Genomic DNA, 24448 nt, shown 5'->3' on the forward strand with positions numbered 1-24448 from the left:
TTATAATCAATGTATTGAGCTATATGTACCACCATTTACATTTACGACGCCATATAAAAAAGACGTAGGATCAACATTGAAAAGATAAGCAAATTGAAATAATGAATCAACATCAATGCAACTTTCGCCAGTCTCGAATCGATTCATTTCTTCTTCTGTTACACCGATTAAGCTTGCCATTTTTTCTATCGATATTTTATGGTTTTCTCGCTGTTTTCGGATTTTTATCCCTAGCATTTTAGCAATGCTTTCCTTGCCCATAATAACCTCTACTAAATATTAAAATGAATATTATCAACCGGTGCGTAAATTATCACCAACCGTAAATTTATAAATTGACTTAAAATAATAAAACTCTGATTAAATGAATCGTTTTAAGACAATCCATTAATGAAAAACAAACAGAAAAACCAGATAAGCAGATGATATAATTAGATTATATCTATTTCATTGTTACATTTTAGTTGTGATGGTCATCACATAACACTTTAAGACCCAATAAAGATAGAAACTAGGTTATAGTCAGTCACCAGCTAATAAATTGTATTTCCAATTTAATTTAAATTCTAGCTTACATTTCCAATTTGATAAAACTATATTGCCAAATTTAATGTTATAACCTTAGGAAATTCGTGACAATTTGTATTCATCCGTATCAATAAGTTTCCACAAAGCAATTATAATAAAGAAAAATTTTTTTCATCATAAAAAAAGACGTTTTTTTTTATTTATTAGTCGAAATAACAAGATTAGATTCAGGTAATAATAATAAGACATTCTATATTACGCTTATAAGGTTAAAGCACTTTTAAGATTAGTAAGTTACATTATTTCAATCTTATTTTGAATCTCTAAAATAGATTACTATAACAGATCGTCTTAGATGTAAATAAAATTATGTCTCACACTTATGCCATATTCATTACTTTCAGTCTATACACAGTATGTAAAAATTAGGCAAATTACGTAAACGCCTAACAAGTGTATTTAAGCATTCAATCTAACCCCTCCCTTATCAAAACTTACTTAACTTCACATCTTTTTAATAAAATTGTCAGTTAGCATGCTATCCTATTACGAGCACCTATGAATACTTACCAGTCATCACACTGAGTTATTATATGACCTCTTATTTTATTGGTAAGTAAAAGAGACCTGAAAGGATAATCATGCTACAAGAAAGTGTTATCAGGGAAATCATTCTCTGGATAGAACAAAATTTAGAATCTCGCCTATCCCTAGATACTGTTGCCGATAAATCAGGATACACAAAATGGCACTTTCAGCGCCTATTTAAAAACCAAACAGGACTCGCACTTGGCTCCTATATCCGAGCAAGACGTCTTTCTTGTTCTGCTGTCGCATTACGGCTAACAAATGACAGCATAATGGACATTTCTCTAAGATACCGCTTTGACTCGCAACAAACTTTTTGCCGCGCGTTTAAAAAGCAATTTAATCTGACCCCTTCTGAATATAGAAAACGAGAAGGATGGAAAGTTGAAGGGTTCTGTTTACCTTTACGAGAGAGTAAAGAGCTCAGTGTTCAAGTTAAATTGGCTCAGTTACCCGCAATCAACTTACTCGGAACTAAGCATCGTTATACTAAAGATATTAATGAGTGGAACCTAAAAACCGATGAACTGCGCCGATACTATTGGAGGGCTTTTTTTGAGAAAAACCCTTATGTCACGCAGCATTTATATGCTATCCATGGTATTGACCAAAGCGCTAATGCAGAAGGGCATTTCCTATATACCACGGCTCTAGATGAACAAGATGTTAGTATTGCGCTTCCGCAAGCAACTAACTTACAGTTACCCTCAGGAAATTATTTAGAAATCAAAATCACTAGTAGCCTTCATGGTATAGATTACAATGACATTATCTATACTGCTTATGGGAAGGTGCTTGCTGAAATGGATATCGTCCGTGGTGAAGGGCCAGATGTTGAGCAATATGTCCTAAAGTCTAAACCCTCTTATGAGGCATTCATTAATGATTCACGCCATTTCATTCAAGAACTAAATTATTATATTCCCGTTATTATTTAACGACTAGGTATTTAACAACTAGCTATTTAACAACCAGCCAGCAAGCAACCCACACAAAAGTTGTATGGGTTGTTGAGCTAATAATTAAAAAGTCACATTCATTTTTGCCCAGAAATTTCTCCCTGGTTCATTCACTGGCACGTTGGATGAATAGCCAAAACCGCTGTTTCCAGCTAAATTAAGGTGCTCGCTATAGGTTTTGTCAAAAAGGTTATCAACACCTGCGCTTAATTTCATGTTTTCATTAATTTTATACGCTGTATTTAATGAAAAAATTGTGAAACCCGCACTTTTGCTAAAATCTTTACCCACTACATTACCATCATTAATGGCAACGCGATTTTGGCGGCTCACGACTCGTACTAAGCCTGTCGTGGTCCAATCGCCTTTTTCCCACGATAAGCCAAATCGGCTTTCCAACGGTGGCATTTGCGGTAATGCCTTTCCATCTGTACGGTTTTCGCCCCATGAATACGCAAGGCTTGCATCCGCTTTCCACTCATCACTGAGTTTTTGTGCAACACCGAGTTCTCCTCCCATAATTAACGCATCCACATTTTCCACCTGGCTCATTCTTGGATTTATTGCGCTATAACGGAAGAGAATAAAATCATCAACACGCCCTACATATGCAGAAACCCATGCATTGGTGTCTTCATGGCTATATTTAGCTCCAATATCTAGCTGAGTCGTTTTTTCAGTTTTTAGCTTATCAAACACATTATTGCTACCATCCGGGCCGAGTTTAGGCGAGAACAATTCCCAATAATCAGGAAAGCGTTCTGTATAACCGACACCTGCATATAACATGACAGGCGTACCCGATAAAGAATGCTCATAACGCGCAAAGCCTGCTGGCATCACAGTATTACGCCCTGAAGAACCTACTCCGGTATTATTTTCGACTATCACGCGGTCTAAACGTACCCCGCTGACCACTTTGCCTTGTTCAGTTGGATGCCAAGTTAGCTCGCTAAAAACACCATAATCTTGAAATTGTGCATCTTTTTTCCAGCTATTGTGATTGTTTTTTCGATGCTTATTGGTTTGCATGTCTGCGCCGACACGCAGTTCATAGTCTGACCATAACCATGTTCCCATCGTTCGCCCCCCCATGGTTTCACGGTCAACTCGCATTTTCATTGGCATATTCATCATGCCATGGCCACCATGCCCCATATGACCACCACTCATTCCGCCACCTGATGGAGAACGAAGCGAGTAGTTATCCATTATATGATCGGCATAATTGTAATAGACATTCGCTTCAATTTTATCTAACACATCGCTGAGATTACTTTTCTCAAAGCGCAATCCTAAGCTTTCGCGTTTAAACTGAGAGCCATCCATTCCCCTCCCCGCATAGCGAGCTTCCCCATCGCCTTTACCAGCAGTCAACTCTAATAATGTGTATTCATCAGGTGTCCAACCAACCGCAATATCAGTATTCCATTTGTCCCATTTAGACGGTACTTTGTCCCCATTACCATCTTTATAATCATTAGAACGTGACTTATTGCCAATAACGCGAATGTAGCCAGACTCATTACCTAAACTCACATCTGCATTGCCATCCCAACGCTCATTAGATGCGGCTAAAACACTCGCGTTTCCTTTCATTCCTGCTTCAGTAAATAGCGGTTTTTCACGTTCAAAACGGATGGTTCCCGCAGAGTTCCCAGGCCCCCATAAAACAGTTTGAGGGCCTTTAATCATATTCAGTACATCAAAGTTTTCCGGTGAGATATAAGATGTAGGCGCATCCATACGAGAAGGACATGCACCTAACATCTCGCTATCATTGGTCAAAATACGCAAACGCGAGCCGAACATGCCACGAAAAACAGGATCACCGTTAGTCCCACCGTTTCGTATTTGTGAAAAACCCGGAATAGTTTTGAGATAATCAGAACCATCACTCGCAGGGACGGGCTGCCTTGGTGTTTTAGGTGATGTCGTAATCGTTAATGGTGAATCAACTGGCGCAGTCACAATCATCACTGAGCTATCTGAAATTGGGCTTTGGTTGATTTCAGTTTTAGCGGCTGTAGACGCCGTAAAAATTGCACTAATTACCAGTGTTGCAATAGGAGCCACTTTAAAAACGTGTGTGTTCATTTTTTACCTGTTTCTTAGAGTATAGCTACGCTGCTTTCACCTCTTAGCTTACAAATACATTTTCAGCCCTCAAGGGGGAACCTCTTAAAAATCAAAGAAATTCAAGATGAACGAAAACGCTTTGCACAATAAAAGCAAAAGTAGCAATTTAATTAATTTGAAAATTTATAATATTAAGAAATCAGGAGATTGGTGGGGCTCGAGCGAGATGTAATGACCATGGTCTAAATAACCAAATGTGAGTGCAACTCTCAAAGGGAATAAATAGCGTTAGCGTGGCAAATTGCCGAATAACCGCAGCAATAAGTAAGATAAGAAATGGGAAGTGGATCAATAATTGGCAGTAACCACATGCAATATCTTCCATCGGAGACTGCCCTATCCCCGTCATTAACATATGGTTCATTGGTATAGAAACGTCACAGCCTTCAGACATAGGCATACTGTGATGCGAATGCATAGAAGAGTCTACCATCTCACTTTGTATATCTGTACAAGTGTCCATATGCACCATGGACTTAGAAACCAAAGGTGCAATAAACAACATTGCAATGGCAAGCAAAGCAAGATAAGCGGATAGCTGTTTGATAAAAGGGCGCAGGTGCAACGTTTTTCCGTCATCTCAGTATGAATTTTATAGTGCGGAATTGTATCTTATTTGGAAGGGTGTTGTTATTTATTTTCAGAATTAATGTTAACCACAGCGCAGCATCGCATACAAAAGACTAAAAAACAGACAATTGCTGATTAAAATCAATCTATTGATTAAATCTCTATTCTCAATACAACAGATTGAAATTAAAGTAAATAATAAGCTCATTATTTACTTTAACATTATTTGGCTATTAACCATCTAACCCTAGCGATTTAGATGAGACCATTTTGTGTTAACCATTACCTTGGTTATCTCTTCTTTAGTTTGAATTGGCTTGAGTTTATCCAGTTCAATCCAAACCGTTTTGGTTGATTGAAATCGGTTATCTGGCGTCAAACCACTCAATTTAATCTGTAAATATTGCTCTTTTTCTTTATCGCTAACACCTTGTTTAAATTCTTCATAAGCAACCATATATTTTTTTACTTCCTTGCCAGCTAACCCTTTTCTGAAAGTGACCAAAATTTTATAGCTGAGCTTTTCGTTAAGAAAATTTTTAACCACATCAGAGAGTGATTGATATGCGGCGATCTTGTCGTCTTTTGCTTTTTGAATATATTGTGGGCTTCTTGGAGCCTGACTTGGCTGATAATTAGGTTGCGCTCTCGCTAATGTCCTCTTTTGAACTGGCGTCCTGTGGGAGCGATTTAGATTGCTTGGCTCCGAAGCCGACCGATTTAATGCCAATGCCCCTGATATATTTTTTTGATGAATACTTGAAGGCTCTGAATAGGCGCGCCTTAAAGTAAAAACCCGAGTGGGAATTTTTGACCCTATCAGGTCAATCTGTTTTTTTTTAATACTACCAGCAAATTTATTTAATTTTAGCTGCTGATTCACAAGCTTTGTTTTAACTTCTTTATCTAATGGGAGTTTATTCAAATCTGATACGACTGGGTGAGAGATATTGGTTTGATGATAATTACGCATTAGTCGAGTGGCCATATTGCTTCCTTTTATCTAGTTATAAACTCAAACTATATTAAAAGAATTGATATCAGCTATCTTTAACAAACCGAAGTAATCAAAATCGTGGATTGTAATATGAAAGGGAGTGTTATACAGGCGAACACCTGTATAACACTATCAGTGAAAAAACTTACTTATCGGAAGGCTGCCCTTTCTTTTCATGCACCATCATCAGAGCTTGTTCAACACTGCGTTCGATAATAGGACGACGTTGGTCATTCTCTGGCAGCAGTTTTAGCATCATTTGCCAAGCAGAAATGGCTTCAGCGTAGCGTTCTTGCTCAAATGCATTGAATGCAAAAATACTCAACGCTTTCACATTAGTGCGGTCTTCTGCGATCAGCTTTTTAAGTAATTCTGCACCTTGGCGGTTATCTTCAGGATCAGAAGAGCGCGTCAAAACCTCCGCATATCCCATCACTACATTTTCATTTTTAGGGGCTAGGCGATAAGCACGGCCATAGGCATCGGTTGCCATAGTAGCATTCCCCAACACCATACCAATACGGCCTAGCATTTCCCACGCTTCTACATTTTGCGGGTCTTCCTGCAGTCGAGTGCGTAACCCTAAAGCAAGGTGTTCCATTTCCGCATTATTGAGTGGCGGCTCAGATGGGTCTAGTGCTCTATCTAACAAAGCAGGGGCTTGTTGATAGGCATTATTCCAATCTGCCACTTTCTCGTAACTGCCTACCTGATAATAAGCCCCACCCGCAACACCTAATGCGATGATAAACCCGGGTAAATAAACCCAATTGCTGGTACGAGAGGCCTCAGGCAATGCTTCCTCATCACCCTGCTCAACCTGTTTTAATCTAACGCGTTTTTTAGAACGGGCAAAAATGATCCAGCCGCCTACCGCTATAGCAACAAATGGTAACCCCCATAGCATCACCGTGAGCGGTGTCAGAGGTGGGTTATAAGTGACGAAGTAACCATAGCGAGCAACCATATAATCAACGATTTCATCGCGGTTTTTGCCTTCTTTCATTAACTCATACACTTTTTGGCGCAAGTCCAGTGCAATCATTGAGTTAGAATCCGCAATACTGTTGTTTTGACATTTAGGACAACGCAGCTCTTCGGTTAACTTACGGAATTGCTGCTCTTGCTGTTCATTATCGAAAGTAAACACTTCTGTCGATGCATATGTCACCGTTGCACTTAACGCTAACATCAATAAACCCAATAAATACCTCATTGGTTCGCCTCCTGATTATAGCGCTCCCAAAGGGGTTTAAATTCTTTTTCCCAAACGCGCTCGTCCATTGCCCCTGCGTGACGATAACGGATCACACCATTGCCATCAATTAAGAACGTTTCAGGTGCACCATATACCCCTAAATCAAGGCCTAACATACCTTCACCATCAAATAAACTCAGAGCATAAGGGTTACCCAACTCACGTAACCACACAATGGCCTTATCCCGTTTATCTTTATAATTCAACCCGACCACACGGACACCTTGTGCAGACAATTTATTCAAATATTGATGTTCTGCACGGCATGTTGGGCACCATGTTGCCCAAACATTCAACAAGATAGGTTGCCCTTGTGTTAGCACATCCGATTCATAATGTTGACCGGGGTTTTCTAGTGACTCAAGGCGAAAAACGGGCACTGGCTTACCAATTAAAGCGGATTCTAATAAGCGAGGGTCATCCCCTTCTGCATTACGCATCAATTGCCATAACAGAACCGCAGCAATTCCTGCAAAAATAATAAAAGGAATTAAGAAGACTTTGCGGTTCATGCTGTTTCCCCTTGTAATTTACGACGACGATAACGTGGGTCAAACAAGCAAAATAACGCACCGATAGCCATTAATACGCCACCAGACCAGATCCAACGAACAAACGGTTTATAATACAAACGCATCGTCCACGTATCTTTAGCAATTTCCTCACCCAATGCGGCATATAAATCGCGAGTAAAACCGCCATCGATCGCGGCTTCGGTCATAACTGCTCGGCTAACGCTATAAAAACGTTTTTCTGGCATTAAAACACCGATGACTTTGTCTTTCTCTTTCACTGAAATACTGCCAATAACGCCTTGGTAGTTAGGGCCATCAGCCTCTTTTACCCCATTAAATACAAAGGTATAAGCACGAATTGAAATGCTATCGCCCGGCTTCATTTTCACATCACGCTCAATACTGTAATTTTGGCTAAAGGCAATACCGACGATGGTTACCGCTAAACCTAAGTGCGCCAGTACCATTCCCCAATAACTTGGCGTGAGCTTGATTTTCTTACTGATGCGCACTCGCATTTCCGCGAACGCAAGAATAGCTATCCAGCACGCCATCATTAAGCCGACAACCGTCAATGCTTCTACCCTATCTTCCATTAATAATGGTAAGGCAAAAGAGAGAATAACGGTTAATACCGTTGCAATGATTAATAATTTTTTGATAGCCGCAGGGCGGTCACGCCCCCAGCGTACGAGTGGGCCAATTCCCAGTAACAAGGCAAATGGCACCATCAACGCGATAAACATGGTATTAAAGAACGGTTCACCAATGGAAATCGTACCCAGACCAATTTGTTTATGGACCAACGGTAGCAATGTACCGAGTAACACGACTAACATCGCTGCTGTTAGGATAACGTTATTGCCCAATAACATGGATTCACGAGACCATAGCGCATTGTTAACTCTTGAGCGTACTTTGTGCCCACGCAGTGCAAACACCAATAAAGAGCCGCCAATCACTAACACCATGAAGGCTAAGATGAATAACCCTCGAGATGGGTCTGAGGCAAAGGCGTGTACAGAAACCAATACCCCTGAACGGACTAAGAAAGTCCCGAGTAAACACAGTGAGAAAGCAAAAATCGACAATAATAGTGACCAGGCTTTAAACGTGGCTCGCTGTTCAGTAACGGAAAGTGAGTGGATCAATGCCGTCCCCACTAACCATGGCATAAAGGAGGCATTTTCCACTGGGTCCCAGAACCACCAGCCTCCCCAGCCTAATTCGTAATAGGCCCATGCGGAACCTAGCATGATCCCCAGTGTTAAAAAGAACCATGCTGCCATCGTCCAAGGGCGAGCGAAGCGCGTGAAAGAGCTATCTAACCGGCCACTTAACAATGCCGCAATCGCAAAGGCAAATGCCACTGAGAAGCCGACATAGCCCATATATAACAATGGTGGGTGGAAAATCAGCCCGGGGTCTTGTAGTAATGGGTTGAGGTCACGCCCTTCAATCGGAAAGGCCGGCAGCGTGCGAGAAAACGGATTTGAAGTGAAGATGATAAACAGTAAAAAACCAACGCTAACCATCCCCATGACGGCCAAAACACGGGCGACAATGTCGAGAGGCATTCGGTAACTGCAAATTGCTACCGCAAATGTCCAGCCGCTCATTAATAATACCCAAAGTAATAATGAGCCTTCGTGAGCTCCCCATGTTGCAGCAACACGATACCAAATTGGCAATTGCGTATTCGAGTTATTGGCAACATAAGTGACTGAGAAATCATTAACAACAAAGGCATTCACTAATACTAGGAATGCCCCTGTTACACAGAGAAAAAGTAACCATGCTAATGGACGCGATGATGCCATCAGGCGGGCATCATTGCGTGCCACTCCCCATAGCGGGTAAAAAGACAGCAAAACGGCAAGACCTAATGCCAAACACAGTAAAACGCTACCAATTTCAGGGATCATGATGCATTGTCCTTATAGGCAGCAGCTGGCCTGCGATGGTTTTCCTGCATCGCCTTTTCAACCTCTGGTGGCGTATAGTTTTCATCATGTTTAGCAAGCACTTCTTTCGCTAAAATATGATTATTCTCTTGTAATTCCCCTTGAACAACAACACCTTGCCCTTCTTTGAATAAGTCAGGCAAAATTCCATGATAACTTACGTCCACTTCACCTTCGGCATCATAAACTGTGAAAGTAATATTGACGGCATTAGAGACGGGGTCAGAATCACGTACCACACTACCGGGCATCACCATGCCGCCAACGCGCAAACGTTGCCCAACTTCAGGGATTTGCTGAGTTTCCCGCTTACCGTAGATGATTTCACCGGGGGTATAAAACAAGTCAATACTTGAGCGCAATGCGTAGAGAATCAATGCGAGGGTTAACCCCACGCCAACCAATATGGAACAGATCAACCAAAGTCGGTTACGACGACGAATATTCACACTCCCTCCCTACGCGCTCTTGCTGCTTTTTGTCTTACTTCACGAGCTTGCTGTTGAATAATTGCATTTATTATCATTTTTCTTTGTATGTATGTATGCAAACAGAGTAACAAAATAGGTATTAATGTCAGCGCAACCGCCAGCCATACATAAAAACCATAGCCGCCCATCGCCCAAAACTCACTCCAAGATGCAAATGCGCTAGTCATGATTGACGTCCTTTTTTATTCACAATATCTAATACCCATGGACGGTTACGTTCTAACATCAATAATTGACTACGTAAACGGATTAACGTTAATGAGATAAAAAGAAACAGGTAACCAAGGATAGCTAAACGTAGTGGCGTACGCATTACAGGATCGATGCTTTCTTGCATACGTGTAGATGGTTGGTGCAAGGTTTGCCACCATTCAACTGAATAATGAATGATAGGTAAGTTAATCACACCAATTAATACTAAAATTGCAGCGGCCTTTCCTGCTGTACGGCGGTCATCAAACGCATGCCATAAAGCAATAATCCCCACATACAGAAAAAACAGAATTAATTCAGAAGTTAAACGTGCATCCCATACCCACCATGCCCCCCACATTGGTTTACCCCATGTCGCACCGGTAACCAATGCGATAAAGGTAAATACCGCCCCGACAGGCGCCATTGCAGCTATCGCCAATTCAGAGACTTTCATTTGCCATACGAGACCGACAAAAGCGGTGATCGCCATGGTGGCGTAGATCCCCATTGACCACATTGCAGCAGGCACATGGATATACATAATACGATAACTTTGGCTTTGGACTTTATCGGTTGGCGCAAAGCCAAATCCCCAAATCCATCCCACTGCTAAACAAATTACACTCAATATGATAAACCACGGTATTAGACGCCCACATAACCGGTAAAGGTTAACTGGGATGGCAAGTTGATGAAGCTTTTTCCACATAGTTTAATTACCCTGATTTATTATATTGTTAGTAAATGCTGCGCGACAGAATCATACAATACACATTAAAAAAGCAAATATATTGATTTAACACAAATATAACTTAGGCTGATCATACTCAAACGCATAACCAGCCTATTTATTGATCATTACTTATAATTCATCGGTATAACTCATCATAAAATGATTACCTTAAATTAAAAGCCAGGTTCAACTTCACGCATGTCCGGCAACTTATGGGCGATCCCTTTATGGCAATCAATGCAGGTTTTGCCATCCGTGATGGCTTGGTCATGCATTTTAGCTGCAACCCCTTTTTGTGCCGTGAAATCCATATACTCAAAGTTGTGGCAGTTACGACACTCTTGTGAGTCGTTATTTTTCATCCGTCGCCACTCGCTTTGCGCCATCGCTAACCGATGGTCTTCAAATTTTTGAGGCGTGTCGATGATGCCAAAAATTTTTCCGTATAACTCCTTGCTCGCTTGAATTTTACGCACCATTTTGGGGCCGAACTCATGCGGTACGTGACAATCTGGGCAAGTTGCACGGACACCACTACGGTTAGTATAGTGAATAGTATCCATATATTCTTCATAGACATTCTCACGCATTTCATGGCAGCTAATACAGAACTCTTCCGTATTGGCCATTTCCATACCCGTATTGAAGCCGCCCCAGAAGATAACACCACTCACGAAACCAATCAGTAATAAGGTTCCTAATGCTAAACGGCTTGGCCTACGCCACCACCGCCATACTCGGCCGATTAGCCCAAACAAACCCTTTTTCTTCGGCTTGTCATCATGTGTTTGCTTATCATTGTTATTTGACATAATTCCCCCTTATTTCCCAAAACCTTTGGATGGGGTAAATGTGTTATCAACAATCGGTGCTGTGTCTGATTGCGGCACGTGGCACTGTAGACAGAAGTAACGGTTTGGTGCGACTTCGCCGAGGACTTTGCCTGTTGCATCCATAAAGTGCGTTGGGCTAACTCTTGGTGCCCCTGTGGTACGATAATTTTCCACGCCATGGCATTGCAAACAACGATTAGTATTAGTGGTAATTTGATAACCTTCAACACTATGTGGGATCATTGGTGGCTGATTCACATAGTTTAATGCCATTCTTTCTTGCTCTTTCGGAATATGAATGCTTCCTTCTGACGTACCGGATACTTCTGGTGATTGGGTCAGGTCTACACCATTAGCAGCCCAAACAAGACTGCTTACAACAAAGGCCATTCCAGCCACCCAACGGCTGATCGTCTTTTTCAGGACAGGATTTTTCATGATTTCGCTCCCGAACTCCATCTTAGTGTTATTTTAAAAACATCCTCAGAACAAACATCGATGCAACGACCGCAAGTGATGCAATCCTTATCTGATATCTGCGCTGGAGCTTGTTTATCTAGGACCGGTGCGCGCAGAACTTGCGGCTCCGGGCAAATGTGGAAACAGTCCATACAACGGCTACAGTTTTCTTTATTTTCCGCTGTAACAACCAATGCGCCTTTACACCCAGCTACGCCATATAGCGCACCTAATGGGCAAAGGTGACCGCACCAACCATGTTCCACAACTAATAAATCGAATAAAAACAGTGCAACTAAAACCAATGCACCGCTGCCAAAACCAAAAATTAAACTGCGCCCCATTAATGAAACGGGATTAAGCCATTCCCAAAGTAAGGTGCCTGTAATCGCAGAGCCGATCAGGATCACCACCAGCAATACATAGCGAATATTGCGGGGTATGGTTGCAGACTGGTTAAAATCAAACTTACGTCTTAACCACGCTGCGGCATCCGTCACTGGGTTTACAGGGCAGACCCAACTACAGAAAATGCGCTTACCCAACAGTGCATAAACCCCAAATACGATAGCAGCCCCAATTAGCGCGGAGATCCCCGGTAAGTAACCACTTGCTAAGCTCTCTAACGTAATTAAGGGATCAGTCAAAGGTACGGTGTCTAACAATAAGCTACTGCTGTAGTTACCATGTAAAATCCACACCCCAAACCAAGGCCCACTTAGGAACATCGCTAACACCAGCAATTGGCTTATGCGTCTAAACACCAACCATTTGTGGCTTTGCCACCAGCCTTTTTTTGCCTGAGCTTCACGTCCGGCATCACGTTTACGATTCGCCATTGTTACCCTCCAGCCAACCAAAGCGGTAATGGTGCCCTAACTCACCTTTTGCCAACGACCTTGGTAATACCTTGATAGCTGCCTCTTCCAATACACAGGCTTGTTCACATTTACCGCATCCGGTGCAGTAGTTGCTATTGACTGTGGGTAAGAAGCGCGCGTGCTTACCGGTTCGGTGGTTTTGTTCCAGTTCCAATGTGATGGCTTCATCAATCAGTGGACATACGCGGTAGCATACATCACACCTTAGCCCTTGAAAATTCAGGCAGTTTTCCTGATCGAGTAAAACGGCTAACCCCATGCGTGCATCGTTAATCGACTCAATGTCTTTATCCAATGCGCCACTTGGGCAAACCTTAGCGCAAGGAATGTCCTCACACATTTCACACGGGTTTTCTCGAGCGATGAAGTATGGCGTTCCAGAAGCCAAGCCTGATGCCAATGTCGCTAACTTCAACATGTCATACGGGCAGGCTTGAACGCATTGCCCACAACGGACACATGCACTGGCAAATGTTTTTTCATCAAGGGCGCCCGGCGGGCGGAGCTTGACGCCACTCGCACGGGACGTTTGTTGCTGAAGCCCCAGCACCACACCAACAGCCGCCAACCCGCCCGCAGTGCGGGCGACATCGCGTAAAAAGCGACGACGGCTGTTCTGGGACTTAGCCTGTTGAGACTTAGCTTTCTGGGGCATGAGCAATTACACCTTTTCCAGTTTAACGGCACATTTTTTGTAATCCGTTTCTTTTGAAAGCGGATCGGTTGCATCCAGTGTTAAGTTATTCACTAGCTGCGCAGCGTCAAAGAACGCCATGTAAACTAAGCCTTTTGGTGGTCTGTTACGGCCGCGTGTTTCAACAATTGTTGTCACATCACCACGACGTGAAACCACTTTGACTTTATCACCACGGCGTAAACCTCTCTCTTTTGCATCGATTGGATGAATAAACACTAGAGATTCAGGGAAAGCACGGTGTAGTTCAGGAACACGACGAGTCATACTACCAGTGTGCCAATGTTCTAAAACACGACCTGTTGATAACCATAAGTCATATTCTTTATCTGGCGATTCAGCTGCAGGCTCAAATGGCAGTGCAAAAATTACCGCTTTACCGTCGGGTTTACCGTAGAATTGATAGCCAGCACCAGCTTCAACATAAGGGTCATTTCCTTCGCTGTAACGCCACTGAGTTTCTTTGCCATCAACCACTGGCCAACGGATACCGCGCGCTTTGTGATAGTCATCAAAATCCGCTAAGTCATGACCATGACCGCGACCAAAGCCTGCGTACTCTTCGAATAGCCCTTTTTGTAAGTAGAAGCCTAATTCACGTGATTCATCGTTAAGTTGGTCTTCTGCTAACTCGCTCACAGGGAACTTCGTTACCGCTTGGTTAGCGAATAACACGTCATACAACGTTTTACCGCGTAATTCAGGTTTTTTCGCGAGTAACTCTTCAGGCCACACTTCATCCGTTGTAAAGCGTTTTGAGAACAACACCATCTGCATTAAGTCAGATTTCGCTTCGCCTGGTGCTTTAACTTGTTGGCGCCAAAATTGAGTACGACGTTCCGCATTACCGTAAGCGCCTTCTTTTTCTACCCACATTGCCGTCGGTAAAATCAAGTCAGCGGCTAACGCACTGACCGTTGGATAGGGGTCAGAAACCACGATAAAGTTGCGTGGGTCACGCCAACCAGGCATACGCTCTTGGTTGATATTCGGGCCCGCTTGCATGTTGTTGTTACACATAACCCAGTAAAAATTCAATTTACCGTCTTTTAAAGCACGGTCTTGGGCAACGGCGTGTAAACCGACTTTTTCAGGGATCGTCCCCGCGGGTAGTCCCCACACACCTTCGACTTTCTCACGGTGTTTTTCATTGGTAACCACCATGTCAGCAGGTAAACGGTGCGAGAACGTACCCACTTCACGAGCAGTACCACACGCGGATGGCTGGCCTGTTAATGAGAATGGCCCACAACCCGGTTGAGAAATTTTGCCTGTCAGTAAGTGCAGGTTATACGCTAAGTTATTTGCCCAAACACCACGAGTGTGCTGGTTAAAGCCCATGGTCCAGTAAGAAACCACTTTAGTTTTAGGGTCTGCGTAAAGTTTAGCTAACTCTTCTAACTGATCTTTTGGAACACCCGTCATTTCTGCGGTTTTGTCTAAAGTATATTCCGCAACAAAGGCTTTATATTCATCCCACGTCATTGGCTCAGATGCATCAGAACCTGCATTTTTCGCGTTTTGTTCGAGTGGGTGAGTTGGACGTAATCCATAACCGATATCTGTAGCACCACGACGTAAATTCACGTGTTTATCGAGGAATTCCTGATTAACTGCATTGTTTTGAATAATATAGTTTGCAATATAGTTCAGGATCACTAAGTCAGATTGTGGTGTAAAGACGATGCCGTTATCTGCTAATTCAAAGCTACGGTGTTTGAAAGTCGATAACACGGCAACACGCACGTCAGGGTTAGACAAACGGCGGTTAGTAATACGAGACCACAAGATTGGGTGCATTTCTGCCATGTTTGAGCCCCAAAGGACAAACGCGTCAGCATGCTCAATGTCATCATAACAGCCCATTGGTTCATCCATACCGAAAGTACGCATGAAGCCCACTACCGCAGAAGCCATACAGTGGCGTGCATTAGGGTCTAAGTTATTAGAACGGAACCCACCTTTGAACAGTTTTGATGCTGCATAGCCTTCCCAAACTGTCCACTGGCCCGAACCGAACATACCGATCCCTTCTGGGCCTTTTTCTTTTAATGTGGTTTTGACTTTTTCTTCCATAACATCAAAGGCTTGTTCCCACGTAATCGGTGTGAACTCCCCATTTTTGTCATATTCACCGTCTTTCATACGCAACATTGGCTGCGTTAAACGGTCTTTTCCGTACATGATTTTTGGTAAGAAATACCCTTTGATACAGTTTAAACCACGGTTTACAGGAGCTTCTGGGTCACCTTGGCTGGCCACAATGCGACCATTTTGAGTTCCCACCAGTACCCCACAGCCTGTCCCACAAAAACGGCAAGGGGCTTTGTCCCATTTAATACTTTCTTGTTGACCAACCACTGCTTTCGCAATGCTCGGTGCGCCAATACCTGCCGCCGCAGCAGCGGCCGCTATCGCATTGGCTTTCATAAAGCTACGACGACTGAGTTTCATAATCTTCCTCACCTTGCTCTTCCTGCTGGTGGTAAACCAGCGAAACATCTAGTACGCCGTCAATATCGCGTACTAAATCAATAGTATCTAACAACGTTCTACTACCTTGCCCTTCAACAACCACAATCAGTTTTCCGTTTTCTGGGGCGCTTAACGCCACCTCACAATTAGAAAATTGATTAATTTCTTCGGCCACAGTAGACAGTCGCTCACTTTTTACTTGTACTATTAAACTGCACACTTGATAGTTACTGTGCATGTTCATGCTCCACGGTAATGGCTGAAACTGGGCAACCTGCTACACAAGCACCACAGCCTGTACAACCTGGTGTTTCTACTTTTGGCTGGTATATACCTGCCATTGACGGACGAAAAGAGATGACTTCAGGCTCACAACTGTCTTGGCAACGACGACATTCAATCGAAAGATAAGCAAGACAATTTTGGCCAATCGAAATTGAGATATCCCAAGGTTGGGAATGTTTTGGAAGGAAAATAGGTTCTGGACATGCTGTTGCACATGCATAGCAAAATGTACATTCACCACGCTTAAAATCAACAACAGGGTAGCCCCCTGCTCCTGGTTGGATAATTGCCGTTTCGCAACTCTCAACACAGGCATTGCAACGGGTACACAATTCAATAAATTGCGTTTCACTACCACTCCATGGCGGCCGAACCACTGGAGCCGCGCTGCGCCACGCACCAGTTAATACTCCCCGACGGGTGAGATCAACCATGTTTTTTTCCTTTACATTGCCAACAAAAAAACTAAAACGTATTGATAAACCGCATTTTTTATATGTGTATTTATGAGAAATATTAACGATAGCAGCTATAAAAATACATACTACCAAGTAGGTAAAAGAGGTAATTCCCCGTATACGACTAGAAATAACCAGATTTACGCTATTTGCTATGCATGGCCTCAAAACAGCCTTAAAATGATAAAGGAATAGGGGTTTTTAATTATTTATTAACATTTTTTTAATGTGGATTATTAATTTAAACTCAATTTTTAATTTTTTAAATTATAACATCAACCAAAAACTACCACTAAAGTGGTATATGCAATGTCATTTAGCAAAAAAATATATGCATTTTTTTTGATATTAAACAAATTTTGTTTGTCACTTTTTTTTAAAAATAACCCAGAAATATTAAAGATAAAAATTTAATTAAAAATCAATAAACTACAACAAGCAAATGTAGAGTGTCAAAATAAGAATCATTACTAATTAATTATTGGAACTAACAATTTAGAACTATTAAAAAATAACTATATCAATTTCAATAATACCTATTTTTTATTATTTTTTCACATTCTATTTCCTTATTCCAAATTAACTCTTGATCAAAAACAATATTTTTAGTGTGGTTTTTTGTTACACATATAAATTGGCAATGTCTTGATAGTCTCTGTGCGCTTACTATCAAACCTAAATAACAAAAAGATACCCAAAATAGTTCGAGTCATAGGTCACAATACAAAAACAACTCGAAAAATGAAGGGATGACTGGCTAAAATTACTCGAGGCCCTTTTTATGGCAAACATAAGAAATAATGCACTATGCTTATTGAGTCTGGTTGCAGGAATATTTCTCTTTACCTCTGTTCATGCTCAAACTCCTACCAAAGATAGTACATCCACTATTAACGCTCGAAATGAAACTTTCGAAGCTGCTCACCCTGATCAATACCACTCTTGGCGAGCAACATCCGAGCAATCAAACCGTGAAGATGCATTAGCGGAAGACCCTCGCTTAGTCGTACTGTGGGCTGGATACCCATTCTCACGCGACTACAACAAACCACGTGGCCACGCTTATGCCATTATCGACGTCCGTGAAACCTTACGAACCGGTGCACCGAAAGACGCCCAAGATGGCCCGCTCCCGATGGCATGTTGGAGCTGTAAAAGTCCCGATGTGGCGAGGCTAATCCAAGAACATGGCGAAGATGGTTATTTCGAAGGTAAGTGGGCAAAAGGTGGCCCTGAAGTGGTTAATGTTTTAGGCTGCGCTGACTGCCATAAAACAGATTCTGCAGATTTTGCAAAAGGCAAACCAGAGCTAACGCTTTCTCGCCCTTATGCGGAGCGTGCAATGGAAACGATTGGCAAACCGTTTGATAAAGCCAGCCGATTCGACCAACAGTCCATGGTGTGTGGCCAATGTCACGTGGAATATTATTTCTCTGGCGATAAAAAAGCCGTGAAATTTCCATGGGATAACGGCACCAAAGTTGAAGAGATGGAAGTTTACTACGACAATGTTGGTTTCTCTGACTGGACCAACTCATTGTCGAAAGCACCGATGCTGAAAGCTCAACACCCTGAATATGAGACTTGGAGTGCAGGTATTCATGGCAAAAATAATGTGACCTGTATTGATTGCCATATGCCAAAACTGCAAAACGAAAAAGGCGAACTGTATACCAGCCATAAAATTGGTAACCCATTCGACAATTTCGAACAAACCTGTAGCACTTGCCATACCCAGAGCAAACAACAGCTGCAAGATGTCGTTGCTGAACGTAAAGTCGCTATCCAAGAGATGAAAATCAAAGCGGAAGACCAATTGGTTCGAGCTCACTTTGAAGCGAAAGCCGCATGGGATGCAGGCGCAACAGAAGATGAAATGAAACCAATCTTAACGGATATTCGTCATGCACAATGGCGTTGGGATTTAGCTATCGCTTCCCACGGTATTCATATGCATGCACCAGATGAAGGCTTGCGCATGTTAGGTGGTTCGATGGATAAAGCCGCAGATGCACGAACCAAACTCGCTCGTCTATTAGGTTCAAAAGGCATCACCCATGAAATTGCCATTCCAGATATTTCAACTAAGGAAAAAGCGCAACAAGCTATCGGTTTAGATATGCAAAAAATCAATGCGGAGAAACAAGAGTTCTTAAAAACTGTGGTTCCGCAGTGGGATGAACAAGCTCGTAAAAATGACCTATTAGCCAAATAACCATGATTTGCCCCAAATAATGGGGCAATACAACCAATGGAGTGAATATGAGCGTACTACGTTCGTTATTAACTGCTGGGGTGCTGGCAACAGGCTTATTATGGGCAACAGCCGCATCCACAACCCCACAAATGGCCCAAGAAAATGCAGAAGGCCGTTGGGTTGTTACGCAGCAACGCAGTGCTGACAAAGCCTGTTTAGACTGCCATAAGCCTGACCAAGAAGGCATGCATGGTACCCACGCAGAAGTGATTAACCCTAACAATAATTTACCCGTAACTTGCACCAATTGCCACGGTAACCCAGGGCCTGATCACCGTGAAGGCGTCAAAGATGTCATGCGCTTTAACAACCCAATGTATACCGTTGAGCAACAAAACAGTGTCTGTCTATCATGTCACTTGCCAGAACAACTGCAAAAAGCGTTCTGGCCTCATGATGTCCACGTCACTAAAGTGGCCTGCGCAAGTTGCCATGACCTTCACCCGAAACAAGACACCATGAAGGTACTGACTGATAAGGGCAAAGTAAAAATCTGCGTCGATTGTCACTCAGACCAACGCAATAACCCTGATTTCAACCCGGCAGCGGTGAAATTGCGTAAGGAGCAGCCATGAGTTGTTCTCGTCGTCAATTCATTATCTACTCAGGAGCACTGGCGGCGGTAGGAGGAGTTGCTAGCCATGCGCTAGCTAACACCATGAAAATAGATGGCGTTCGCTACGGCATGGTGCACGATGAAAATCTGTGCATCGGCTGTACGGCGTGTATGGATGCATGCCGAGAGGTTAACCAAGTGCCGGAAGGTGTTTCGCGGTTAACTATCATCCGTAGTGAGCCTATTGGCCAGTTTCCTGATGTTAAATACCGTTTTTTTCGCCACTCCTGTCAACATTGTGAAAGTGCACCTTGTGTCGATGTTTGCCCTACTGGTGCCTCTTTTATTGATAAAACGACAGGGATTGTTGATGTCAACCCCGACTTATGTGTCGGCTGCCAATATTGTATTGCGGCCTGCCCTTATCGCGTCAGGTTTATTCACCCCATCAATAAAACCGCAGATAAATGCGATTTCTGCCGTAAAACGAATCTAAAACAGGGTAAGCAGCCGGCTTGCGTCGAATCTTGCCCGACCAAAGCATTAACCTTTGGTAATTTAGATGACCCTAAGAGCGATATTTCGTTGATGCTAAAAGAAAAACCGACTTATCGATTCAAAATTGCACTCGGTACTCACCCCAAAATGTATCGGGTTCCGTTCAAATATGGGGAGGTTAGCCAATGACAACAGCTTCTGCTTTCCATTTTGAATCCTTAGTGTGGGACTGGCCCATTGCGGTTTACTTATTTTTAATTGGTATTTCAGCTGGGCTCGTGGTGCTTGCGGTGCTTATGCGCCAGTATTATCCCACTGCGGCTGGCAGTGATAGCACAATCATGCGCACAACACTGATTTTGGCGCCGACCACGATCATCTTTGGGTTATTGATCTTAATTCTCCATTTAACGCGTCCATGGACGTTTTGGAAATTAATGTTTCATTACAGCCCAACTTCAGTGATGTCGATGGGGGTGATGTTATTCCAAGTATATATGGCGGTACTTGTTATTTGGCTGGCTAAAATCTATGAAAAAGAGCTCATTGTTTTACAGCAAAAATGGCTGCCAAAATTGACGCTGATCCCAAGAGTATTAACCCTACTAAACCGTGCGATGCGTTTTCTCGATATTGTAATGCTAATATTGGCTGTTTTGCTTGGGGCTTATACTGGTTTTTTACTTTCAGCATTAAAATCTTATCCATTCTTAAACAACCCATTATTACCGGCTTTATTCCTATTTTCAGGAATATCTTCAGGTATCGCGGTATCGTTAATGGCAATCGCATTGCGCTATCGTAAAAATATCCATAATACTGAAACCGCATTTTTACATCGTATCGAAGGCTTTGTGATTTGGTTGGAGATATTCCTATTAGCGGCCTTTTTCGTCGGGCTAGCATTAGGAGACGATGGGAAAATTCGCTCATTAATTGCCGCATTAGGTGGTGGTTTCTGGACTTGGTGGTTTTGGATTGGCGTTGTTGGGTTTGGTTTTATTATTCCTCTTCTATTCAAAAAATGGATGGATAAAGGGCAAGGTGCAGTAAGAGTATTGATTATCAGTGGTGCAAGCCTACTGGGTGTCTTCTGCTTACGCTTTTTTGTGTTATACGCAGGGCAGTTGACCGTTGCATAATTCACTCAACAATAAGGGTAATCATTGGAACTAATACTCCCAGAAATTGGCTTTCTCTGCCTAACATTGGCACTTTGTATTGCCTGTTTTCAAGCATCATGTGGAGTTATTGGTTTTTTACGCCATATTCCGAGGCAAATGCCTCGGAATGTCCTTTGGACCTACTTACAATTTCTTTTCTTACTCGTTGCTTATTTTTGTTTAACCATCAGTTTTATTCAAAGTGACTTTTCTGTCGTATATGTGGCGCAGCATAGTCACAGGTTATCACCACTATATATTAAAATTGCGGCAGTATGGGGAGGCCATGAAGGGTCAATATTTCTTTGGTTGCTATTTATTTCAGCTTGGAGTTGTCTATTTGCTTGGCGTTATCGTCGGCAAACTCACCCTGTATTTCCCCTCACATTAACCCTACTTGCCATTATTAGTGCAGCATTATTACTGTTTATCGTCTTTTATTCCGACCCTTTTGTACGCATTTTCCCACCCGCTATAGAAGGACGAGATCTCAACCCAATGCTGCAACATTGGGGGCTAATATTGCACCCTCCGCTACTTTATTTAGGCTATAGCGGGTTAATGGTCGTGACCGCCTTGGCACTTGCATCCACGCTGTGCGGGCAATTTAACCAAACTATTTCAGGACTTTGTTGGCGCTTTGTCGTTCCTAGTTGGTGCATACTCACTTTGGGTATCACTTTAGGGTCATGGTGGGCATACAGCGAACTTGGTTGGGGAGGATGGTGGTTTTGGGACCCCGTTGAAAATGCGTCGCTGTTGCCATGGTTAAGTGCAACCGCGTTACTCCACAGCCTCAGCGTTACATACAAAACAGGTCATTATCGCCATTGGTCAATACTACTGGCGATCCTCACGTTTATTTTATCTCTATTGGGCACGTTGATTGTCCGTTCAGGTATTTTAATGTCTGTCCATGCGTTTGCTTTGGATAACGTTAGGGCTGTTCCCCTCTTTTTATTGTTCAGTTTTCTGAGTTTCGGTGCTTTATGTATATATGGCTGGAAAGCTAAAAATATTGATGATTCACCAACCAACATTAATCGCCGTCAGCTTTACTTATTACTCACGTTAATCCTATTTTCAACTGTATTATTTATTGTCCTAACGGGCACACTTTACCCAATGATTTACACATTATTTGGTTGGGGAAAAATATCGGTTGGGGCACCTTATTTTAATCAAACATTATTACCATTTGGTATTTTGATGCTAATTATAATGGCGGTCAGTGCCATTTACCCGCAGAACAAAACTCGCATTAAACCCCGATGGCGTATTCTTTTAATCATACTTCCCAGTATGTTATTAAGCTTCTTTCTTTGGCCTAAAGGGCTTATTATCGCCCTTTCTTGCGGCTTTTTATTTGCAATTTTGCTTATCTTTTGGCTACGTCCTATACATGCTATTCGACAACAATTCCCATCCCTTATTGCTCATACAGGAGTTGTGATTTTTGCAGCTGGCATTGCCTTGTCAGTTGGTAGCCACCACGAAACCAGTGTTAGTCTTTCTATTGGGCAATCTATTTCTCTCGCAGGTTATCAATTTCAATTCAACGAGCTGCAGCTTGGTGCTAAATCTAACTACACAACCGAAAAAGCCATCATACAAATTAGCAAAGCGGATCAACCGTTACACCAGTTAATCACTGAGCGCCGGTTTTATACCGCTCGTCAGCAATTAATGATTGAACCCGGTATATATTGGGGGTGGCTACGTAATTGGTATGCGGTATTAGGTGAGAAAACGGGAACAAATAGTTATGCAATACGTCTTTACGTCCAAGATGGCATTCAATGGATTTGGAGCGGTGCATTTGTGATGTGTTTTGGCCTATTAATAAGCTGGATAAAAAGGAGGATAAGAAATGCTTAAAGCTCTATTCGCACTTTTTTTCCTATTTTGCTCTTTTATATCCAATGCTCAAATTGTTGATGTGTGGCAATTTAATTCCATTGAAGAACAAGAATATTCTTTGCAGATAGCCTCACAATTACGTTGCCCTCAGTGCCAAAACCAAAACTTACTCGAATCTAATGCCCCGACAGCTGTCAGTATGCGTCATCAAGTCTTCAAAATGGTCGCTGAAGGGAAAGATAAAGCACAAATTATGCACTATATGACCGAGCGATATGGTGATTTTGTACTGTATAATCCACCGCTGACTTTTGGAACTGCCCTGCTTTGGTTTTTACCTGGAATTGCTTTAGTTGGAATTTTTTATTTAACGTTCAAATTCAACCGGTCACATAAACAACGGATCATAGAGAACAACTTTAGCCATCGACAGATATCCGAACAGTTATTATCCTCAGATACAACAACACCATCAGCTGTCCGGCTACAGCATGTTAATAAAGTACTTACCATATTCATTGTGTCGGTCGTTGTTGGTTACTTTTTCTCACCTCGATTTGAATTAGCCTATCAGGAATACCAACGTATTTCCGATCCCTTGCTATCATTCACACCATTACAGCAAGAACAAAATGATTTATTACGTTTGCAAAATGATATTCGCCAATCACCTAAAAACAGTGAGCTTTGGGCTACACTAGGTGAATATTATCTCTATCAAAATAGTTATGATAATGCACTGATTGCTTATCAGAGAGCTCTAAAATATGGAGGGGAAAATGCTCAAATATATTCCGCTATTGCAACCGTACTATATTATCAAGCAGGCCAACACCTAACAGATGATGTTAGAGTTGTAATCAATAAAGCATTAGAGATTGATAATCAAGAAGTTACTGCTTTGATGCTAGTCGCTTCAGATGCCTTTATGAATGCAAATTATGAGCAAGCAATTGATATTTGGCAAAAGTTATTAGATAGTAATAGTTCCCGTATTAATCGCTCTCAGCTCATTGAAGCTATTCATATGGCAAAAATAATGAAGAATAAAAAAGGCTAATCTTATTTTTATTATTAACTTTGTTACTTTAG

At 42.2% G+C, this 24448-nt stretch carries 24 protein-coding genes; 7 read left to right on the top strand and 17 right to left on the bottom strand.

What is annotated here, in order from left to right; all coding sequences use genetic code 11:
• Positions 1 to 6: 6 nt before the first annotated feature.
• The gene (locus PR800_RS14725) at positions 7 to 261 is read right to left on the bottom strand and encodes a helix-turn-helix domain-containing protein (RefSeq protein ID WP_102137344.1); all 255 of its coding nucleotides are present in this window, start codon (positions 259 to 261) and stop codon (positions 7 to 9) included.
• A gap of 908 nt (positions 262 to 1169) precedes the next feature.
• Here PR800_RS14725 and PR800_RS14730 point away from each other — a divergent pair.
• Entirely contained in the window at positions 1170 to 2054 is an 885-nt protein-coding gene (locus tag PR800_RS14730) for a helix-turn-helix domain-containing protein (protein ID WP_166265486.1), read from the top strand.
• An 84-nt stretch (positions 2055 to 2138) separates the two neighbouring features.
• Here the strand turns inward: PR800_RS14730 and PR800_RS14735 are convergent, their stop codons facing one another.
• The 16 genes from PR800_RS14735 to napF all read right to left on the bottom strand — a co-directional run bounded on the left by PR800_RS14735 (position 2139) and on the right by napF (position 16998).
• The gene (locus PR800_RS14735) at positions 2139 to 4172 is read right to left on the bottom strand and encodes a TonB-dependent copper receptor (protein ID WP_272531093.1); all 2034 of its coding nucleotides are present in this window, start codon (positions 4170 to 4172) and stop codon (positions 2139 to 2141) included.
• 181 nt (positions 4173 to 4353) lie between these two features.
• Positions 4354 to 4719: a DUF2946 domain-containing protein gene (locus tag PR800_RS14740; protein WP_395349629.1), complete on the bottom strand. Its 366-nt coding sequence runs from the start codon at positions 4717 to 4719 to the stop codon at positions 4354 to 4356.
• A 312-nt stretch (positions 4720 to 5031) separates the two neighbouring features.
• Positions 5032 to 5757, bottom strand: a complete 726-nt coding sequence (locus tag PR800_RS14745; protein WP_210843321.1) for a hypothetical protein — start codon at positions 5755 to 5757, stop codon at positions 5032 to 5034.
• Between the two features lie 169 nt (positions 5758 to 5926).
• The gene (locus PR800_RS14750) at positions 5927 to 6997 is read right to left on the bottom strand and encodes a cytochrome c-type biogenesis protein CcmH (RefSeq protein ID WP_102139970.1); all 1071 of its coding nucleotides are present in this window, start codon (positions 6995 to 6997) and stop codon (positions 5927 to 5929) included.
• Positions 6994 to 7551 carry a thiol:disulfide interchange protein DsbE gene (dsbE, locus tag PR800_RS14755; RefSeq protein WP_004262204.1) on the bottom strand — a complete coding sequence of 186 codons (558 nt, stop codon included), beginning with the start codon at positions 7549 to 7551 and terminating at the stop codon, positions 6994 to 6996. The genes PR800_RS14750 and dsbE overlap by 4 nt, the downstream gene beginning before the upstream one ends.
• Entirely contained in the window at positions 7548 to 9479 is a 1932-nt protein-coding gene (locus PR800_RS14760; RefSeq protein ID WP_102139971.1) for a heme lyase CcmF/NrfE family subunit, read from the bottom strand. The genes dsbE and PR800_RS14760 overlap by 4 nt, the downstream gene beginning before the upstream one ends.
• The gene (ccmE, locus tag PR800_RS14765; RefSeq protein ID WP_036958480.1) at positions 9476 to 9967 is read right to left on the bottom strand and encodes a cytochrome c maturation protein CcmE; all 492 of its coding nucleotides are present in this window, start codon (positions 9965 to 9967) and stop codon (positions 9476 to 9478) included. The genes PR800_RS14760 and ccmE overlap by 4 nt, the downstream gene beginning before the upstream one ends.
• The gene (gene ccmD / locus PR800_RS14770; RefSeq protein WP_004262214.1) at positions 9964 to 10176 is read right to left on the bottom strand and encodes a heme exporter protein CcmD; all 213 of its coding nucleotides are present in this window, start codon (positions 10174 to 10176) and stop codon (positions 9964 to 9966) included. Before ccmD ends, ccmE begins: the two co-directional genes overlap by 4 nt.
• Entirely contained in the window at positions 10173 to 10913 is a 741-nt protein-coding gene (locus PR800_RS14775; protein ID WP_195697564.1) for a heme ABC transporter permease, read from the bottom strand. Before PR800_RS14775 ends, ccmD begins: the two co-directional genes overlap by 4 nt.
• A 197-nt stretch (positions 10914 to 11110) precedes the next feature.
• Positions 11111 to 11749, bottom strand: coding sequence for a cytochrome c-type protein NapC (gene napC / locus PR800_RS14780; protein WP_102139974.1), 639 nt, complete (start codon positions 11747 to 11749; stop codon positions 11111 to 11113).
• 9 nt (positions 11750 to 11758) lie between these two features.
• On the bottom strand, positions 11759 to 12208 hold the full coding sequence (napB, locus tag PR800_RS14785; RefSeq protein WP_004913351.1) for a nitrate reductase cytochrome c-type subunit: 450 nt from the start codon (positions 12206 to 12208) through the stop codon (positions 11759 to 11761).
• Positions 12205 to 13068, bottom strand: a complete 864-nt coding sequence (gene napH, locus PR800_RS14790; protein ID WP_102139975.1) for a quinol dehydrogenase ferredoxin subunit NapH — start codon at positions 13066 to 13068, stop codon at positions 12205 to 12207. Before napH ends, napB begins: the two co-directional genes overlap by 4 nt.
• On the bottom strand, positions 13055 to 13765 hold the full coding sequence (gene napG, locus PR800_RS14795) for a ferredoxin-type protein NapG (protein WP_102139976.1): 711 nt from the start codon (positions 13763 to 13765) through the stop codon (positions 13055 to 13057). The genes napH and napG overlap by 14 nt, the downstream gene beginning before the upstream one ends.
• Before the next feature lie 6 nt (positions 13766 to 13771).
• Entirely contained in the window at positions 13772 to 16258 is a 2487-nt protein-coding gene (gene napA / locus PR800_RS14800) for a nitrate reductase catalytic subunit NapA (protein WP_166265495.1), read from the bottom strand.
• The gene (gene napD / locus PR800_RS14805) at positions 16239 to 16517 is read right to left on the bottom strand and encodes a chaperone NapD (protein WP_181490085.1); all 279 of its coding nucleotides are present in this window, start codon (positions 16515 to 16517) and stop codon (positions 16239 to 16241) included. The genes napA and napD overlap by 20 nt, the downstream gene beginning before the upstream one ends.
• Positions 16507 to 16998, bottom strand: a complete 492-nt coding sequence (napF, locus tag PR800_RS14810; protein ID WP_004262238.1) for a ferredoxin-type protein NapF — start codon at positions 16996 to 16998, stop codon at positions 16507 to 16509. Before napF ends, napD begins: the two co-directional genes overlap by 11 nt.
• Positions 16999 to 17803: 805 nt before the next feature.
• On the opposite strand from napF, the gene nrfA reads away from it, so the two are divergent.
• From nrfA to nrfF, 6 genes are read left to right on the top strand one after another with little or no spacing between them, the layout of a single operon-like run.
• Positions 17804 to 19237 (top strand): ammonia-forming nitrite reductase cytochrome c552 subunit, encoded by a 1434-nt coding sequence (nrfA, locus tag PR800_RS14815; protein ID WP_102139979.1) that lies wholly within the window; start codon positions 17804 to 17806, stop codon positions 19235 to 19237.
• Positions 19238 to 19284: 47 nt separating this feature from the next.
• Positions 19285 to 19854, top strand: coding sequence for a cytochrome c nitrite reductase pentaheme subunit (gene nrfB, locus PR800_RS14820; RefSeq protein ID WP_102139980.1), 570 nt, complete (start codon positions 19285 to 19287; stop codon positions 19852 to 19854).
• On the top strand, positions 19851 to 20522 hold the full coding sequence (gene nrfC, locus PR800_RS14825; protein WP_102139981.1) for a cytochrome c nitrite reductase Fe-S protein: 672 nt from the start codon (positions 19851 to 19853) through the stop codon (positions 20520 to 20522). The genes nrfB and nrfC overlap by 4 nt, the downstream gene beginning before the upstream one ends.
• A complete protein-coding gene (gene nrfD / locus PR800_RS14830; RefSeq protein ID WP_166265501.1) occupies positions 20519 to 21475 on the top strand; it encodes a cytochrome c nitrite reductase subunit NrfD in 957 nt (318 codons plus the stop codon). Before nrfC ends, nrfD begins: the two co-directional genes overlap by 4 nt.
• A gap of 24 nt (positions 21476 to 21499) precedes the next feature.
• Positions 21500 to 23374, top strand: coding sequence for a heme lyase CcmF/NrfE family subunit (locus PR800_RS14835; RefSeq protein WP_102139983.1), 1875 nt, complete (start codon positions 21500 to 21502; stop codon positions 23372 to 23374).
• On the top strand, positions 23367 to 24416 hold the full coding sequence (gene nrfF / locus PR800_RS14840) for a heme lyase NrfEFG subunit NrfF (protein WP_272531094.1): 1050 nt from the start codon (positions 23367 to 23369) through the stop codon (positions 24414 to 24416). Before PR800_RS14835 ends, nrfF begins: the two co-directional genes overlap by 8 nt.
• The last annotated feature ends 32 nt before the right edge of the window (positions 24417 to 24448 follow it).

The organism is Providencia sp. PROV205, from assembly GCF_028479505.1.
Lineage (GTDB): Bacteria > Pseudomonadota > Gammaproteobacteria > Enterobacterales > Enterobacteriaceae > Providencia > Providencia huaxiensis.